Origin of the sequence: Salinisphaera hydrothermalis C41B8 (assembly GCF_000732535.1) — a bacterium.
Lineage (GTDB): Bacteria > Pseudomonadota > Gammaproteobacteria > Nevskiales > Salinisphaeraceae > Salinisphaera > Salinisphaera hydrothermalis.
Map to the genome: position 1 here is coordinate 1 of NZ_APNK01000038.1, position 15,278 is coordinate 15,278.

Below are 15,278 nucleotides of genomic sequence, written 5' to 3' on the forward strand. Positions count from 1 at the left end.
CATTCCAGCCGGATACGCCGCCTAATTCAAACTCCCGCGTACACCACTTTCGAGCATATCTCGGGTTGATCGGCGTATCGCTTGATGTGGGGCAACCTGTCGGCCCCGCGCCTGAACGGGCATCGGTCGCAAGGCACGCCGGCGATTCCAGCGCATGAGCGCAAGAGCGTTCAGACCCCGAGTCGTCATGTCGCCATGACAGTGCCACGGCGCGAAACGTCGATAAAAGAAAGCCGTCGCGTCGATGCCCGACGCGACGGCCATGGACGGCAAACACGAAAAGTGTCCGAACGCTCTCGTGCCGCCGCCGTCTTTCCCGCGGCCGATCAGCCGGAGTGCTTGAGCAGGAAGTTGGCCACCCAGCCTTTGCGGCCGTCGTCGAACTTCACATAACGCCAGCCTTTATCCTGCTTGAGGATCGAGACCGAGTCGCCTTGCTTGGCTTGCATGAGCACCTTGGAGTGCGTGCTCGGGCGGCTACGGATATTGACCACGTTGCCCGCGATCTCGGCCTTCGGATTGCTCGGCTCCGACTTAGAAGCGGCCTTGTTGTCCGCCGTTTCACTGGTCTGGGTGCTGCCGCTCGCCGACGCGTTGGCGGCGGTGGTACCGCTGGCAGCTGCCGAGGTTCCGGTCGATGTCGAGACACTGGCGGTGGCCGATGTCTTCGAGCCGTTCTTGGCCGTCTGCTCGCTACTGCTGGCCGATGCCTTGGAGCACTGGCCGAACAGGTTCGCGAACCAACTGCAGTGCTGGCTTTGCGTCGACGCCGAGCTGCTCGCGCCGCCGCCAGAGTACTCCGACGCGGTCTGCGTGTTGTACGGCTCGGTATGACCGTCGGCGAACACCAGATGCGGATGCATCTTCTGCGGCTCGACCTTGAGCGGGCCTTCGGCGATCTGCGTGCCCTTGGAATCGGGCAGGGACGTCGGCTTCTTGCCGTCGATGGTGAATTGCCACACCTCGACCTGTAGCGTGTCGCCCTTACGCTTCCAACCGACCACCAGGCCGTCGTTGTTGTAGGTGTAGTAGAGACGGCGAATCTGCATCCAGATCATCGCATCGTCGATATTTTCGAAGTTGCGATAGCCTTCCTCGTAGCGAAGCTTGGAAATACCGTGGGCCGGTTTCCAGACCTTCGGCGTACCGTCGAAATAGAGCCCCTTGCTCGATTCGCCGGCGAACCGTTTCTCGCGCGGCTTGGTGATCACGCCGCGGCGCATGCCATCCCAGTCGAATACACGGCGCAGCCCGGGGCCGGCCTCGATCTTGATATGGCCTTCGGCGGTATCGGCGACCACCTGCGTGCCCGGTTGGAGCACAGCCTTGTTGGTACTCGGCACGTCGCCGGCGGCCTTGGGAATCGGCGGCGGATTGGGTGTGACCAGCTTCGGGCCGGTCGCGCAGCCGGTTGCGGCCAGTGCGCCGACCAGCGCGGTTGCGGCGAATGTCAGGCGCAGGAAAGCATGATGCGGCTTACTCGTCATAACGATGTCGGGACCCCTTGGGTATGTGCGTGCGGTGACCGGTACCAATGCACCGGTCTTAATCGCGGTTGTTGTATTCCTCTGGACCGGCCCGCCCATGGCGGGCGCGAACCTCGCAATCCAATTGCCCCCGTGCCAGATCGATCGCAACGGTTTCGCCCACGGTCACGGTCGAAGCGTCGCGCAGGACGTTGCCCTGCGCGTCACGAGCTATAGCATAACCGCGTTCGAGCGTCTGTAGGGGGCTTACGCTATGTAGCGCGCGCACCGCCGAGCCCAGCTGGCGGCGGGCCGCGTCCACGCGCTGAACTGCCGCCCGATCAAGACGTTGCGACAACCCGGCGATCGTGCCCTCGGCCTGCGCCACGCGCCGGGCCGGGCTCGCGCGGAACAGACGATCTTCGACTAATTGCAGATGCCGTCGTCGTGCGCTCATTTGTGTCTGCGCGATGCGCTGGAGCCGTAGTTCGGCCTCGTCAAGCCGTTGCGCCGCCGTTTCCAGTCGCCGGCGCGGGCGCTGACGCGCCAGCCGCTGCTCCAGGCCGGCAAGGCGGGTACGGGCTTCCGCCAGCCGCGCCGCCATGCGTTGTTCGAGTCGCGTGGTGATCTGCGGTAGCCGGGCGGCGTGAGTAGCCATGTCGGGGCACACCAGCTCGGCCGCTGCCGAGGGCGTGGCCGCGCGCACGTCGGCGGCCAGATCGGCGATCGTCACGTCCACCTCGTGGCCGACGCCCGACACCACCGGAATGCGGCTGGCCACGATCGCCCGCGCCACGGCTTCGTCGTTGAACGCCCAGAGATCCTCCAGCGAGCCACCGCCGCGTACTAGCAGAATCACGTCGCAATCCGCGCGTTCGCTGGCGCGCGTCAGAGCCGCTGCAATCGCCGGCGGCGCGGCGTCGCCCTGGACCGGCACCGGATAAATGCGCAGTGCCCCGAGCGGGTAGCGCCGTGCGACCACCGACAGCACGTCGCGAATTGCCGCCCCGGTGGCGGACGTGATCACGCCGATACGGGCGGGCCGCGCGGGCAGGGTACGCTTGCGCTCGGCGGCGAACAGCCCCTCGGCGTCGAGGCGGGCCCGCAGCTCCTCGAACGCACGCTGCAACGCCCCCGCGCCGGCATCCTCGGCGTGTTCGATGATGAGCTGATAATCGCCGCGCGCCGTATACAGGCTCACCCGCGCCCGCACGCGAATCTGCACACCGTTGTCGAGCGCAACGCGCAACAGCCGCGCCTTGTTGCGAAACAGGGCGCAGCGGACCTGGGCCTCGCCGTCCTTGAGCGAGAAATACACATGCCCCGAGCGCGGGCGGGCGAGGTTGGAGATCTCGCCCTCGACCCACAAAAGCCCGAAACTCTGCTCGAGCAGGTCGCGCGCCGCGCGGTTGAGTTCGCTGACAGTAAAAACGATGGGGCCGTTATCGGCTGCGGTCATGAGCGGTTTGGCCTGTCTGAATGCGCGGTACGCCGGGATGAATGCGAAGGGCGGATAGGCGCCGCGACAATCGCCTAGTGAACCAAGGCGCGCGAGCTTGTATAATCCGCGGTCTTTGCGGCGGCCACAACGCGCATCCGGCGCAAACGGGCCGCTCACCGCTGGCGAGCCTATGACCCTGAGAATCAGTGAGCAAGCGCTGACGTTCGACGACGTCCTGCTGCAACCCGCGTACTCCGACGTGCTACCGCGTCAGGTCGACCTGTCGACCCGCCTCACGCGTGGCATCACCCTCAACATTCCGCTGGTGTCCGCGGCCATGGATACGGTCACCGAGGCCGGCCTGGCGATCGCGCTGGCGCAAGAGGGCGGTATCGGCATCATTCACAAGTCGATGTCGGCCGAAAAGCAGGCGCAGCACGTGCGCACGGTCAAGAAATACGAATCCGGCGTCATCTCCGACCCGATCACGGTCGGCCCGGACGCCACGATTCGCGAAGTGCTGGATCTCACCCGGGCGCAGGGTATCTCCGGTGTGCCGGTGGTCGACAACGGCGCGCCGGTCGGCATCGTCACCAGTCGCGACCTGCGTTTCGAAACCCGCTTCGACGCGCCCGTCACCTCGGTGATGACGCCGCGCGAAAAGCTGGTCACCGTGCACGAAGGCGCCAGCCGCGACGAAATCCTCGGTCTGTTCCATACCCACCGCATCGAGAAGGTGCTGGTGGTCAACGGCGATTTCGCCCTCCGCGGCATGATCACCGTCAAGGACATCCAGAAGTCCACCGACTTCCCCAATGCCTGCAAGGACGCCGCCGGCTCCCTGCGCGTCGGCGCCGCCGTTGGCCCGGGCCCGGACGCCTTCGAGCGCGTGCAGGCGCTGGTCAACGCTGGCGTGGACGTGGTCGTGGTGGACACGGCGCACGGCCATTCGTCGGGCGTGCTCAGCACGATCAAGGAACTCAAGCAGCGCTTCCCCGAGCTACAGCTTATTGGCGGCAACGTCGGCACGGCCGAAGGCGCCCGTGCGCTGGTCGATGCCGGGGCGGATGCGGTCAAGGTCGGCATCGGGCCGGGCTCGATCTGCACCACGCGTATCGTCGCTGGCATCGGTGTGCCGCAGATTTCGGCCGTGGCCAACGTGGTGGCCGAGCTGTCGGGCACCGACGTGCCGGTGATCGCCGATGGCGGCATCCGCTTCTCGGGCGATCTGGCCAAGGCGCTGGTCGCCGGCGCGCACGCCACCATGATCGGCGGCATGTTCGCCGGTACCGAAGAAGCGCCGGGCGAGATCGAGCTCTACCAGGGCCGTTCGTTCAAGGCCTATCGCGGCATGGGCTCGCTGGGCGCGATGAGTGGCAGCCAGGGCAGTGCGGATCGCTACTTCCAGGACCCGTCCGAGGAAATCCAGAAGTTGGTGCCGGAAGGCATCGAAGGCCGCGTGCCGTACAAGGGCCCGCTCGGCGGTATCGTGCACCAGCTCATTGGCGGCCTGCGCGCGGCGATGGGCTATACCGGCTGCCACAACATCACGGAAATGCGAACCAAGCCGACGTTCGTGCAAATCACCTCCGCCGGCATGAAGGAATCGCACGTCCATGACGTGAACATCACCAAGGAAGCGCCGAACTACCGCGTCGACTAAAGCGTGCTCGGCGTTGTTTGAATGCGAAAAGCGCAGGTCTGGTTGGTCTGCGCTTTTCTTGTTTGGGAGAAGCGTTCTTTGTTTATCCGCAGATTGCGCAGATGACAGAGATTTTAAGACCGAAAAAAATTGACCAATTGAATGAGGGCGTAGAGGACATAGCGGCCGGTGATAGCCGCAATATCAGATCGTTGCGTAGGTCGGATTAGGTGCTTGCACCGTAATCCGACAGCCGGGCGAAGGCATTGTTTTCACGATTGCCAGACGGAATAAAGGCTTGTCTACACCCTCAACGAGCCCTCAATGCCAGCAGCGCCCCGATTTCACAACGCCGCGAAAGCCCAACCGCCATCTGCGTGCTCTGCGTCGATCGGCGGACAACGTCTTGAAGAATCGAGCACCCAACCAGACAGCGCCCGAACACCATCAACGGCACAACGCCCAACCGCCAGAATCTGCCGCATCTGCGAAATCTGCGGATAGCCGGCCTTAAAGAACCACCACCGAGCTTGGAACGAAGATGACCCAGGACATCCACGCCGAGAAAATCCTCATTCTCGACTTCGGCAGTCAGTACACCCAGCTCATCGCACGCCGGGTGCGCGAAGCCAACGTCTACTGCGAAATCTATGCCTGGGACGTAGCCGACCACTACGTCCGCGATTTCGCGCCCCAGGGCATCATCCTCTCCGGCGGCCCGGAATCGGTCACCGTGGACGACGGCCCGCGCGCGCCAGACGCGGTCTGGGAACTCGGCGTGCCGGTGCTGGGCATCTGCTACGGCATGCAGACCATGGCCGCCCAGCTCGGTGGCGAAGTCGAAACCTCCAGCCACAAGGAATTCGGCTACGCGCAGGTCCGTGCCCGCGGCCACTCCAAGCTGTTCCACGACATTGAAGACCACGTCAACGAAGAAGGCCACGGCCTGCTCGATGTGTGGATGAGCCACGGCGACCGGGTCAAGGAACTGCCGCCAGGCTTCAAGCGCATCGCCAACACCGACGGCGCCCCGCTGGCCGGGATGGCCGACGAAGAGCGGGGTTACTACGGCATCCAGTTCCACCCGGAAGTCACCCACACGCCGCAGGGCAAGCGCATCCTCTCGCGCTTCGTCCACGACATCTGCGGCTGCGGCGCGCTCTGGACGTCCGAACACATCATCGACGATCTCGTCGCCCGTATCCGCGAACAGGTCGGCGACCAGCGCGTGCTGCTCGGCCTGTCCGGCGGGGTGGACAGTTCGGTGACCGCCGCGCTCATCCACGAAGCGATCGGCGAAAACCTCATTTGCGTATTCGTCGACAACGGCCTGCTGCGTCTCAACGAAGGCGACGAAGTCATGGCCACCTTCGCCGAGCACAAGGGCCTTAACGTCATCCGGGCGGATGCCGAAGACGAATTCATGGCCAAGCTCAAGGGCGTGGCCGACCCGGAAGTCAAGCGCAAGATCATCGGCAACACCTTCATCGAAGTCTTCGACGCCCACGCCGCCGAACTCACCAACATCGACTGGCTCGCCCAGGGCACGATCTACCCGGACGTCATCGAATCCGCGGGTTCGGCCACCGGCAAGGCCCACGTCATCAAGAGCCACCACAACGTCGGCGGCCTGCCGGAAGACATGAAGCTCGGCCTCGTCGAGCCGCTACGCGAACTGTTCAAGGACGAAGTCCGCGAACTCGGCCTGGCCCTCGGCCTGCCGCGCGACATGCTCATGCGCCACCCGTTCCCGGGCCCCGGCCTGGGCGTGCGCATCCTCGGCGAAGTAAAAAAGGAATACGCCGACAAACTCCGCGCCGCCGACGCCATCTTCATCCAGGAACTACGCGACTCCGGCTGGTACGACAAAGTCAGCCAGGCCTTCGCCGTCTACCTGCCGGTCTCCAGCGTCGGCGTCACCGGCGACGGCCGCCGCTACGAACACGTCGTGGCACTCCGCGCGGTCGAGACCATCGACTTCATGACGGCCAAGTGGGCGGAACTGCCGTATGAACTGCTGGGGCGCGTGTCGACCCGGATCGTCAACGAAGTGGACGGGATTTCTCGGGTGGTCTATGACGTGACCGGGAAGCCGCCGGGGACGATTGAATGGGAGTAGGGCGGTCGGATCGTCTATAAGCGAAGGGCCGCTTCGGTATCGAGGCGGCTTTTCTTTTGGCCTGCGGGAATACTAAACCCCGCGCAAATGCGCTAAGCACCGCGAGGTCTCGCAGCAATCCGGTACATGCCGTACAGTTTCATTAAACAAGCGGTACGGAAATTGCGATGGCTATAGAAACATCCAAGCTCACGATTCGATTGCCGGTCGAGGACGTGAACTTCGTCAAACGGTATGCGAAAGCCAATGGCCTAAGCGTGACCGAAGTCATCGATCGCTATTTGCGGCGTATGCGCCTACTGGATAATGAAGCCCCACCGGCCGCTCTTGATGAGATCACGGGTCTGCTACCGGCGGATATGGATGCCGAGGCCGAGATGCGTGAGCGTCAATCCACCAAGCACGGCCAGTGATCCTCATCGATCTGAACGTCGTGCTCGACGTGGTCCAGAAAAGAGAACCGCACTACGGCGCATCGGCGGCCGTGATGGGCCGAGTGACGGATGGCGGCGTTGCCGCGTGCCTGCCGGCTCACGCCTTCACGACGCTTCATTCTCTGGTGTCGCGACACCAGACAGAGAGGACCGCTGACCGGGTCGTCGATTGGCTGCTCCGCTATTTTGAGGTCGCCGGTACCACGCATCGCGAGTTGAGAAGAGCAAGAGCGTTGAGTTGGCCGGATTTCGAAGACGCGGTCGTCGCAGCTGCGGCCGAATCTCATTCGTGTACGCATATCGTGACGCGCAACGTCCGAGATTTTCGCGACTCTCCGGTGCTGGCTTTGGCGCCGGAAGAGTTTCTTTCTGATAGTCGCTGATACTACGTGGTGCCACGGGTTTCATGAAATTGTGGTTTGCCCCTGAAGGTTCCCCTCGCGCACGACCGACTGGTTGCAAAGGCGCGAGGCTAGCCGGTTTCCCTCGGCCGGCGTAGGTAGGATAGTTTGCCCCGATCAGGTTCATGCCAATGAATGAGAGGACGGCGTGCCGCTATCCTGGAACGACATTCGCGCAAACGCCACGAGCTTTGCCCACGATTGGGCCGATGCCGCCAACGAACGCGCCGATGCGCAAACCTTCTGGAACGAGTTCTTCGAGGTGTTCGGCATCAAGCGGCGCCAGGTGGCAACCTTCGAAAAGCATGTCCAGAAATTCGGCGACGCCAGCGCCCACGGGAATGGGTTTATCGACTGCTTTTGGCCCGGCACGCTGATCGCCGAACATAAATCGCGTGGCAAGGATCTCGACTCGGCGTTCATCCAGGCCGTGGACTACACCGCCTATCTCAAGCCGCGCGACCTGCCGCAGTACATCGTTGTTTCCGACTTCGCGCGCATCCGACTGCACGACCTCGTTAACGACGAGGAACACGAATTCGCTTTGGCCGAACTGCCGCGCCAGATCAAACGCTTCGGCTTCATCGCCGGCTACAAGCCGCAGGTGCTGCGCGCGGAAGACCCCGTCAACGTCGATGCCGCTGAGCGCATGGGAAAGCTGCACGACGCGCTCAAGGCCTCCGGCTATACCGGCCACAAGCTGGAGATGCTGCTTGTGCGCCTGCTGTTCTGCCTGTTCGCCGAAGACACCGGCATCTTTCAGCCCGCGCAGGCGTTCCGGCTGTGGCTAGAGGAGCGTACCGCCGAAGACGGTAGTGATCTTGGCTCCAAGATCGCGCATGTGTTCCAGATACTCGACACGCCGCACCAACAGCGCCAGAAGAGCCTCGACGAACAGCTGGCGGCGTTTCCCTACGTCAACGGCGACCTATTCACGGAAACGCTGCCGATCCCGGCTTTTGATCGCGATATGCGCGACGCGCTACTCGACGCCTGTGGATTGGATTGGAGCCAGATTAGCCCAGCGGTGTTTGGCGCAATGTTCCAGTCGATTATGGACAGTGAGGCGCGGCGCAATCTAGGCGCACACTACACCAGCGAACAGAACATCGAAAAGCTCATCAAGCCATTGTTCCTTGACGAATTGCGCGCCGAGTTCGAGCGCGTCAAGCACAATCGCAACCGGCTGTTCGAGTTTCACAAAAAGCTGCGCACGCTGACCTTTCTCGACCCCGCCTGCGGCTGCGGCAATTTCCTCGTCGTCACTTATCGCGCGCTGCGCGAACTGGAACTGGACGTACTGCGCGCCGCGTCCACCGGCTCCGGCCAGCTATCGCTGGACGTACACGGCTTCATTAACATCGACGTGGACCAGTTCTTCGGCATCGAGATCGAGGAATTCCCGGCGCGCATTGCCGAGGTCGCGCTCTGGCTTACCGACCACCAGATGAACGTCAAGGTCGGCGAGGAATTCGGCATGTACTTCGCGCGTATCCCGCTACGCGCCACGCCGCATATTCATAACGCCAATGCGCTGCGGCTGGATTGGGAGGACGTGGTTCCGAAGGAGCGGTTGAGTTACATCCTTGGGAATCCACCGTTTGGTGGGAAGCGCTATCAATCGAAGTTCCAGAAAGCGGATCTTCAAAGTGTGACCGGGCATATCAAAGGGAGCGGAACGCTCGATTTCGTGACCGGTTGGTTCGTGAAAGCCAGCGAGCTTTTGGCCCGTGAACCCGATCGAGCAGCAGGTCGTCCACCAATCCGATGTGCATTCGTATCTACGAACTCAATTGCGCAGGGCGAGCAGGTCAGTCTGCTATGGCCCGAGATGCTACGGCGTGGCGTGAAGATCCAGTTCGCGCACCGTACATTCCGGTGGAGTAACGAAGCACGTGGCAAAGCTGCGGTGCATTGCATCATCGTTGGCTTTGGCCTGGACGACACGTCTCAGAAGATCCTGTTCGAATACGACGATATAAACGGACTTCCACAAGGCAAGCCGGTCAAGAACATCAATCCCTACCTTGTAGATGCGCCGGATGTTGTTATTGCCAGCCGCCGCCAGCCGATCTGTAATGTGCCGCACGTCTCTTTCGGAAGCATGCCGAACGATGGCGGTAATCTCATTCTGAGTGATGTAGAAAAGGCGGAGCTGCTTATCTGCGAACCTAGCGCCGAAAGCTGGGTTCAGCGCTATCTAGGCAGTGAGGAGTTTCTGCATGACATCAAACGATGGTGTCTCTGGTTAGAAGACTTGCCACCGGCGCGGCTGAAGGAGTTACCGAGGGTCCGGGAGCGCGTACAGGCGGTTCGAAATAAACGTTTGGAAAGTAGCCGCCTAGCAACTCAAAGGTTGGCCGACGTGCCGACGCTATTCGGGGAAAACCGGCAACCGGAAGGCCCTTACCTTGCTATCCCGAAGACGTCCTCGGAGCGCAGGCCATACCTGCCGATCGCGTTCCGGGATTCAGAGATAGCAAGTACAGAGCTGTTCACTATCCCAGACGCGAAAATTTTTCATTTCGGCATCATTACTTCGATGATGCATGCTGCTTGGATGCGCTATACCTGCGGTCGCCTGAAAAGCGATTTCCGGTATTCCGCCGGCCTTGTCTACAACAACTTCCCGTGGCCTCAGGATCTCTCGCATAATCAGTGCGAAGCGGTCGAAGCCGCCGCGACGGTCGTGCTCGACGCCCGCGCGCAGTTCCCAGACGCCACGCTCGCCGATCTCTACGATCCGCTCACCATGCCGCCCGCGCTGCTCAAGGCGCATCGCAAACTCGATCGCGCCGTGGACGCGGCTTACGCGCGCAAAAAGTTCTCCGGCGACGCCGACCGGGTCGCGTTTCTGTTCGAGGAATACGCCAAACTCACGCAGCTACCGGAAAAAAGGCCGGCAGCCAAACAGCGCCGGCGCGGGTAGTCCGACAAACTCACGAGGCTGTGAGTCACGCGTAAGAGCTTCGAATAATCGTATTAGGGGCGCGAGGATAGCGGCCGCTAAGCTGGACCGGTTCCGAGCTACTAGTGTCCTGTCTCGCAAGTAACCTTGCACTGCGCGCGGTGGCCGACGCGTCTGCCCGCGTTGCGAAAACCAGCCGTATGGGCCGATACGACTGGGTCTCGCGCCTTGCCAGCCAGGCCGACCGCTCACGCTCGTTTGATAAGAAGCTTACGAGACAGGACACTAGTTGCGGGTTGTGTAGGAAAATCCGCCGATTGTATCTTTCGAAGTCACCGTAATTGGCTGCGCCTCAATATGCGAACGAATCGAGACCTGTTGTGAGAAGGCGGAAATTCGGCCTGCTACGCTCCACACGTACTCGAGCCCATCCACGCCGTACCCTTCTTGTCGAGCCATCATTAGGTATGACTGCTGGAGCTCGTCGAAGGATTTGTGATCGGCGGCACTTGACCGAGCTTGCTTCACGCTAATTGGATCACCGGGAATGGGGCACCGGATCGCGGGGATTCTTCGGTCGCCATTGAACGGGGCCAAATACGATTGCGCGAACAGGCGAGCCTCTGCGTGCTCTAACGGGGCGGAATGCACGACGATATTTCGATAGGCGTTAAGAACCGCGAGCCACCCGTTGGTGTTTTCATCAGTCGCCTCCCATAGTTCACTAGCTATCCCGCCCTCGTTCTTATGCGGGCCTAGCACTTTGTACCGGAACTGTCCCATATCTTTAAACCTGCCAAAATCACCAGATTCTTTTGGCAGTATAAATTTCGCAATAAAATCCGCTAGATAGTCTCGAAGTATGCATGCATCTATTAAGAACGAGTGAAGCGCCAAATACATCTGCGCTGTAAACCCATCTTCGAACTTACCCCCGTCTGTGAAGGAACCAGAAGCTAGCTTACCGACCAGCTGGTTATGGTATGCCTGAGATACCTCAAAGAGCCGCCAAGATAGGGTTCGCAACTGGTAGCGGATTCGTCTCGACAAGTCCCACTCAAGCGCCAACTTTCTCTGATGAGCCACGTGCGCGATTTCGGCCCACTTTTGCGCACTGTCGTCGCAGCACCACGTAGAGGTAAACCGGCGAAGATAGGGTTTCCACTCGGGCGGCTCTTCGCCCGTAGCCTGCATTTGGTGTGAATAAAACTCGACGCCGACAGGTTCTAGCCCGGCCCAGTGCGCGTCGTGAAACAACTTCGCGTATGTATCGGTCTCAAAGCTCGCCTGCTCGCCTACTAAGGGCTTAGGGTGGACCACCGCTCGGGGGCCGAGTTCGTTAACAAGACGCCCGCCACCGAGCAGATGAACGACTCGCATAGCCGGCCAGTTCGTATTCGGCACTAAACTTCCTGCAGTTCTCGATCATGTATAGCCCCGATACTGCCAACGAAACGGTCCGCAGTAATAGGGGACAGACCATAGGGGACAGACTGAGCTGGTCCAGTTCCCACGGAGAGATTAATCAAGCCACAGTTTGATGGCTTTTCTCTACATCTAACGGTGTTCGATAGCCAAGCGTTTGATGGATCCGCTGACGGTTATAGAACACTTCGATGTAATCGAAGATGGCGGTCCGAGCTGCGTCCTATTCGTTCGGGACAGACCACGGTTTCTGTTCGACGCAAAACGCCCGAACGTTCACATTCGTGGTGTGTCCCTGATTCCGCCCGAATATTGTCAGCGGATGATGATCACTTCCACGTAGATGCTATCTGCGGCATCCACCCGAATACGAGCTCCGGTGATTACGCGCACGATGGGGCCGATGCCTGCCATGCTAGGGCTGTGATCGGTTCTGGCTCTCCATCGCCCGTCGTGCAACGATGCCTGCAACCGCGTCCCGAGCGATCAGAAGCAGGGCTTCCAGCGACGCGCCGTCCCGGGCCTGCACGGACATTCCTTGCTGCACAGCAAAGAGGAATGCGGCGAGACGCGCAGCCTCCTGCGGCGCCACCCACCGCTCGAGACCGAGGGCGATCCCCTTCTCCAGCCTCTTTCGCCGTGCAGCCAACTCCTGACAGAGATACTCGTGTTCGGTGCCGGCCTCGATCAGGCCGGTCGAAATCATGCAGCCCGATTCTTCCGCCGTAACCGCGCGTGCCGCAGCTTCAAGCAATCCCGTAATCGCTTCCTCGAGGGTCGCGGTATCCCTCATGCCGTCTAGCGCGCCCGGAAGTTCCGCATAACGATCGAGGGCCTCGCGATAGAGGCCGGCCTTGCTGCCGAAGGCTGCGTAGAGACTGGGCGGCGCGATGCCGATCGCCTTCGTCAGGTTGGCGACGGAGACGCCCTCGTAGCCGTGACGTCGGAACAGACGCATGGCCGTCTCGACCGCTTCCGCGCGATCGAAACTGCGTGGCCTGGAGGATCGGCGTTTCGGCTGCTTATCCATAGTGATCACTAAAAACAGCTTGACACCGCTTGTCAATAGAGCAAAGTGTATCGATCACTACAGATAAGGATGATTGTATGTCCCGCCTTCCTTTTCCCTCCGTTGACGGCTTCGGCTCCGTCCATGGAGTCCCCAGCTTGCCGCAGGGCTTCACCGAGGTCTTCGAAAGCTACAGGGTGCCCACTGGAGAGATCGACCTCCACGCCGTCATCGGTGGCGAAGGGCCACCGTTGCTGCTGCTCGGTGGATGGCCGCAGAACTGGTACATCTGGCGAGACGTGATGTTGCCGCTGTCCAGGCAGTTCACGCTGGTCGTGCCCGATCCGCGCGGTCTCGGTATCTCGGACAAGCCCGAAGGCGGCTATGATACGGGTACGATGGGGCGCGACCTATTTGGCCTTATGACGGCCCTCGGTCACGATCGCTTTGCGATGGTGGGCCATGACTGCGGCATGTGGACCGGATACGCGATGGCCGCTGATCATCCCGAACGGATCGCACGCATCGCCCTTGGTGAGGCGATCGTACCAGGGCTTGCGGTATCACCGCCGCTGATCGCTGACGAGCGGATGCTCAACGATTTCCTTTGGCACAACAATTTCTGCAGGGTACGGGGAATCAACGAGAAACTGGTGGCCGGTCGTGAGGAGATCTTCTTCGACTATCAATTTACCAAGATCCCGGTACCCAACCCCATCCCCGCTGACATCCGCGCCTTCTACATCGATCTGATCAAGCGCGATCGCGGCACCTTGCGAGCGAGCTTCGAATATTACCGCGCGATCGACGACGACATTCCGGCCAATCGCGAGCGGATGAAGACCCGCCTCGCGATGCCTGTCCTCGGCTTTGCCGGCGAACTGGCCTGTGCCGGCGCGGTCGAAGATCAACTGCGCGAGGTGGCGAGCGACCTCTCCTGTCATGTTCTCCCAAGTTGTGGGCACTTCGTGCCGGAGGAGACCCCGGACGCGCTGCTCGCGCTCCTGGTGTCGTTCCTCGAACCTTACCGGACGGACTCTGCGTAGGTGGCAATGGGTGGCGGCACCTTCCGCCGGCCCAACGTCGCCGTATCCGTAGCCACACCTGACCTGCTGAAGACGGCATCGCGTGCCTCTTACAAGAGGATTTCAGGAGCGGGCAAACTGCACGAGCCCTGATCACGACCCGGGACCACAAGGAAAATCGCGGCGTAATGGGGTAGCCCCAATGCTGTTCACGTAGTGAGATCAGTTATCAAGTAACCAGCACACGACTGAGACCGCGTGGCGGGTAAGGCATCGACGTTGGGCGGACCGATTCGGATTGCGGATTGCCTGAGTCTCGGGCTGCTCGTCTATCGCAATAGGGAGCAGACCAGAATGGCGCTAAATAGGCTTGACTTAGCGCCACTCTGGATCGACCAAGGTTTTCAAATAACGCGCGCGAACGTTAAAAAGCTTGCTTTATCCTGGATTTCGTAGGCTCGGCGGTTACGCAGTGGGTGTGAGCAGCGCCGGGTTGGCATTTTCTCGGCGGGACTGGCGTACGGAATGTTTAGAGCCCGAGCCGGCCGGAGCGTATCCGCACGCTCCGGCCGAGCACAGCTTTACGGCGCGTTTTTACCGGTTCGCGTTTTGAAGCCAATCGCGGAGCGCTTCGCCGACTTTCGTGGCCGATTGGGGGTTCTGCCCGGTGACTAGGCGGCCGTCGACCGTGACCTTTTCTTTCCAGTCGTCGGCTGCCTCGTGGTGCGCGCCGCGCTCGCTTAGGCGGCTGGCCAATAGGAAAGGCACCACGTTCTCGAGGCCGACGGCGTGTTCCTCCGAGTCGGTGAAGGCGCTGAGTTTCTTGTCGGATACCAGGTAGCTGCCATCGCTGAGTTTGACGTTAACGAGCGCTGCCGGGCCGTGGCACACGGCACCCACGGCACCGCCGTTTTCGTAAATGGCGCGGGTCGCGCGCTGGATGGCGTCGCTATCGGGGAAGTCCCACATCGCGCCGTGGCCGCCGGCGAAAAAGATTGCGGAATAATCCGTGGGATTCACGTCCGCCAGTTTCTGCGTGCTGCGGATTGCGGCGCGAAAGGTATGGTTGTTCCAGTAGCGGGCATTGGTTTCGTCATCGAGATCGAATCCGTCGACCGGCGGCTCGCCGCCCTCGATGGAGGCGAAAGCCACCGGAATATCCGCCGCTTCCAGTACCGCGAGGGGGTGGGTCAGTTCGCCGAGGAAAAAGCCGGTCGGATCGCCGGTATCGCCCTTGGTGCCATGACTGGTCAGCACCATCAGTACCGGTTTCAGCGTCGAACTCTCGGCCATTGCAATCTCCTGTATGTTTGACCGCCGCATCGGATTTGCGGCGACGTCACATGTGTACGTGTTTTGTTGTGGCGGTGATCAGGGCGGATTCAAGTCGGCCCCGCATGCCGCGGCG

Annotated in this window: 11 protein-coding genes and 1 pseudogene; 6 read left to right on the forward strand and 6 right to left on the reverse strand. The window is 61.3% G+C overall.

From position 1 onward, the window contains the following. Positions 1-326: 326 nt before the first annotated feature. Both C41B8_RS16415 and xseA read right to left on the reverse strand, forming a co-directional pair. Positions 327-1,487: an SH3 domain-containing protein gene (locus C41B8_RS16415; RefSeq protein ID WP_037340674.1), complete on the reverse strand. Its 1,161-nt coding sequence runs from the start codon at positions 1,485-1,487 to the stop codon at positions 327-329. Between the two features lie 58 nt (positions 1,488-1,545). After that, positions 1,546-2,925, reverse strand: coding sequence for an exodeoxyribonuclease VII large subunit (gene xseA, locus C41B8_RS16420; protein ID WP_037340677.1), 1,380 nt, complete (start codon positions 2,923-2,925; stop codon positions 1,546-1,548). Between the two features lie 178 nt (positions 2,926-3,103). Between xseA and guaB the strand changes: the two genes are divergently transcribed. The 5 genes from guaB (at position 3,104) to C41B8_RS16445 (ending at position 10,432) form a co-directional block, all read left to right on the forward strand. Continuing rightward, positions 3,104-4,570 carry an IMP dehydrogenase gene (guaB, locus tag C41B8_RS16425; RefSeq protein WP_037340728.1) on the forward strand — a complete coding sequence of 489 codons (1,467 nt, stop codon included), beginning with the start codon at positions 3,104-3,106 and terminating at the stop codon, positions 4,568-4,570. Between the two features lie 520 nt (positions 4,571-5,090). Then, positions 5,091-6,668, forward strand: coding sequence for a glutamine-hydrolyzing GMP synthase (guaA, locus tag C41B8_RS16430; RefSeq protein WP_037340679.1), 1,578 nt, complete (start codon positions 5,091-5,093; stop codon positions 6,666-6,668). Positions 6,669-6,835: 167 nt separating this feature from the next. Further along, positions 6,836-7,081, forward strand: a complete 246-nt coding sequence (locus tag C41B8_RS16435; protein WP_037340681.1) for a DUF6364 family protein — start codon at positions 6,836-6,838, stop codon at positions 7,079-7,081. Continuing rightward, on the forward strand, positions 7,078-7,485 hold the full coding sequence (locus C41B8_RS16440; RefSeq protein ID WP_037340683.1) for a type II toxin-antitoxin system VapC family toxin: 408 nt from the start codon (positions 7,078-7,080) through the stop codon (positions 7,483-7,485). Before C41B8_RS16435 ends, C41B8_RS16440 begins: the two co-directional genes overlap by 4 nt. Positions 7,486-7,651: 166 nt before the next feature. Beyond that, entirely contained in the window at positions 7,652-10,432 is a 2,781-nt protein-coding gene (locus C41B8_RS16445) for a DNA methyltransferase (RefSeq protein ID WP_037340686.1), read from the forward strand. Between the two features lie 264 nt (positions 10,433-10,696). On the opposite strand, the gene C41B8_RS16450 is transcribed toward C41B8_RS16445, so the two are convergent. The 3 genes and pseudogenes from C41B8_RS16450 to C41B8_RS16455 all read right to left on the reverse strand — a co-directional run bounded on the left by C41B8_RS16450 (position 10,697) and on the right by C41B8_RS16455 (position 12,866). Continuing rightward, entirely contained in the window at positions 10,697-11,815 is a 1,119-nt protein-coding gene (locus C41B8_RS16450) for a hypothetical protein (RefSeq protein WP_156962571.1), read from the reverse strand. A gap of 121 nt (positions 11,816-11,936) precedes the next feature. After that, positions 11,937-12,056: pseudogene (locus tag C41B8_RS20525) on the reverse strand (IS3 family transposase); the annotation flags it as partial. A 195-nt stretch (positions 12,057-12,251) separates the two neighbouring features. Next, positions 12,252-12,866: a TetR/AcrR family transcriptional regulator gene (locus C41B8_RS16455; RefSeq protein ID WP_037340692.1), complete on the reverse strand. Its 615-nt coding sequence runs from the start codon at positions 12,864-12,866 to the stop codon at positions 12,252-12,254. A 77-nt stretch (positions 12,867-12,943) separates the two neighbouring features. Between C41B8_RS16455 and C41B8_RS16460 the strand changes: the two genes are divergently transcribed. Next, positions 12,944-13,891, forward strand: a complete 948-nt coding sequence (locus C41B8_RS16460; RefSeq protein ID WP_037340695.1) for an alpha/beta fold hydrolase — start codon at positions 12,944-12,946, stop codon at positions 13,889-13,891. Positions 13,892-14,464: 573 nt separating this feature from the next. Here C41B8_RS16460 and C41B8_RS16465 read toward each other — a convergent pair. After that, positions 14,465-15,163, reverse strand: coding sequence for a type 1 glutamine amidotransferase domain-containing protein (locus C41B8_RS16465; RefSeq protein WP_037340697.1), 699 nt, complete (start codon positions 15,161-15,163; stop codon positions 14,465-14,467). Positions 15,164-15,278: the final 115 nt, after the last annotated feature.

Coding starts and splice junctions, on each gene's coding strand:
- C41B8_RS16415 (WP_037340674.1), bottom strand. CDS start 1,487: ATGACGAGTAAGCCGCATCATGCTTTCCTGCGCCTGACATTCGCCGCA.
- C41B8_RS16460 (WP_037340695.1), top strand. CDS start 12,944: ATGTCCCGCCTTCCTTTTCCCTCCGTTGACGGCTTCGGCTCCGTCCAT.
- C41B8_RS16455 (WP_037340692.1), bottom strand. CDS start 12,866: ATGGATAAGCAGCCGAAACGCCGATCCTCCAGGCCACGCAGTTTCGAT.
- xseA (WP_037340677.1), bottom strand. CDS start 2,925: ATGACCGCAGCCGATAACGGCCCCATCGTTTTTACTGTCAGCGAACTC.
- C41B8_RS16435 (WP_037340681.1), top strand. CDS start 6,836: ATGGCTATAGAAACATCCAAGCTCACGATTCGATTGCCGGTCGAGGAC.
- C41B8_RS16465 (WP_037340697.1), bottom strand. CDS start 15,163: ATGGCCGAGAGTTCGACGCTGAAACCGGTACTGATGGTGCTGACCAGT.
- guaA (WP_037340679.1), top strand. CDS start 5,091: ATGACCCAGGACATCCACGCCGAGAAAATCCTCATTCTCGACTTCGGC.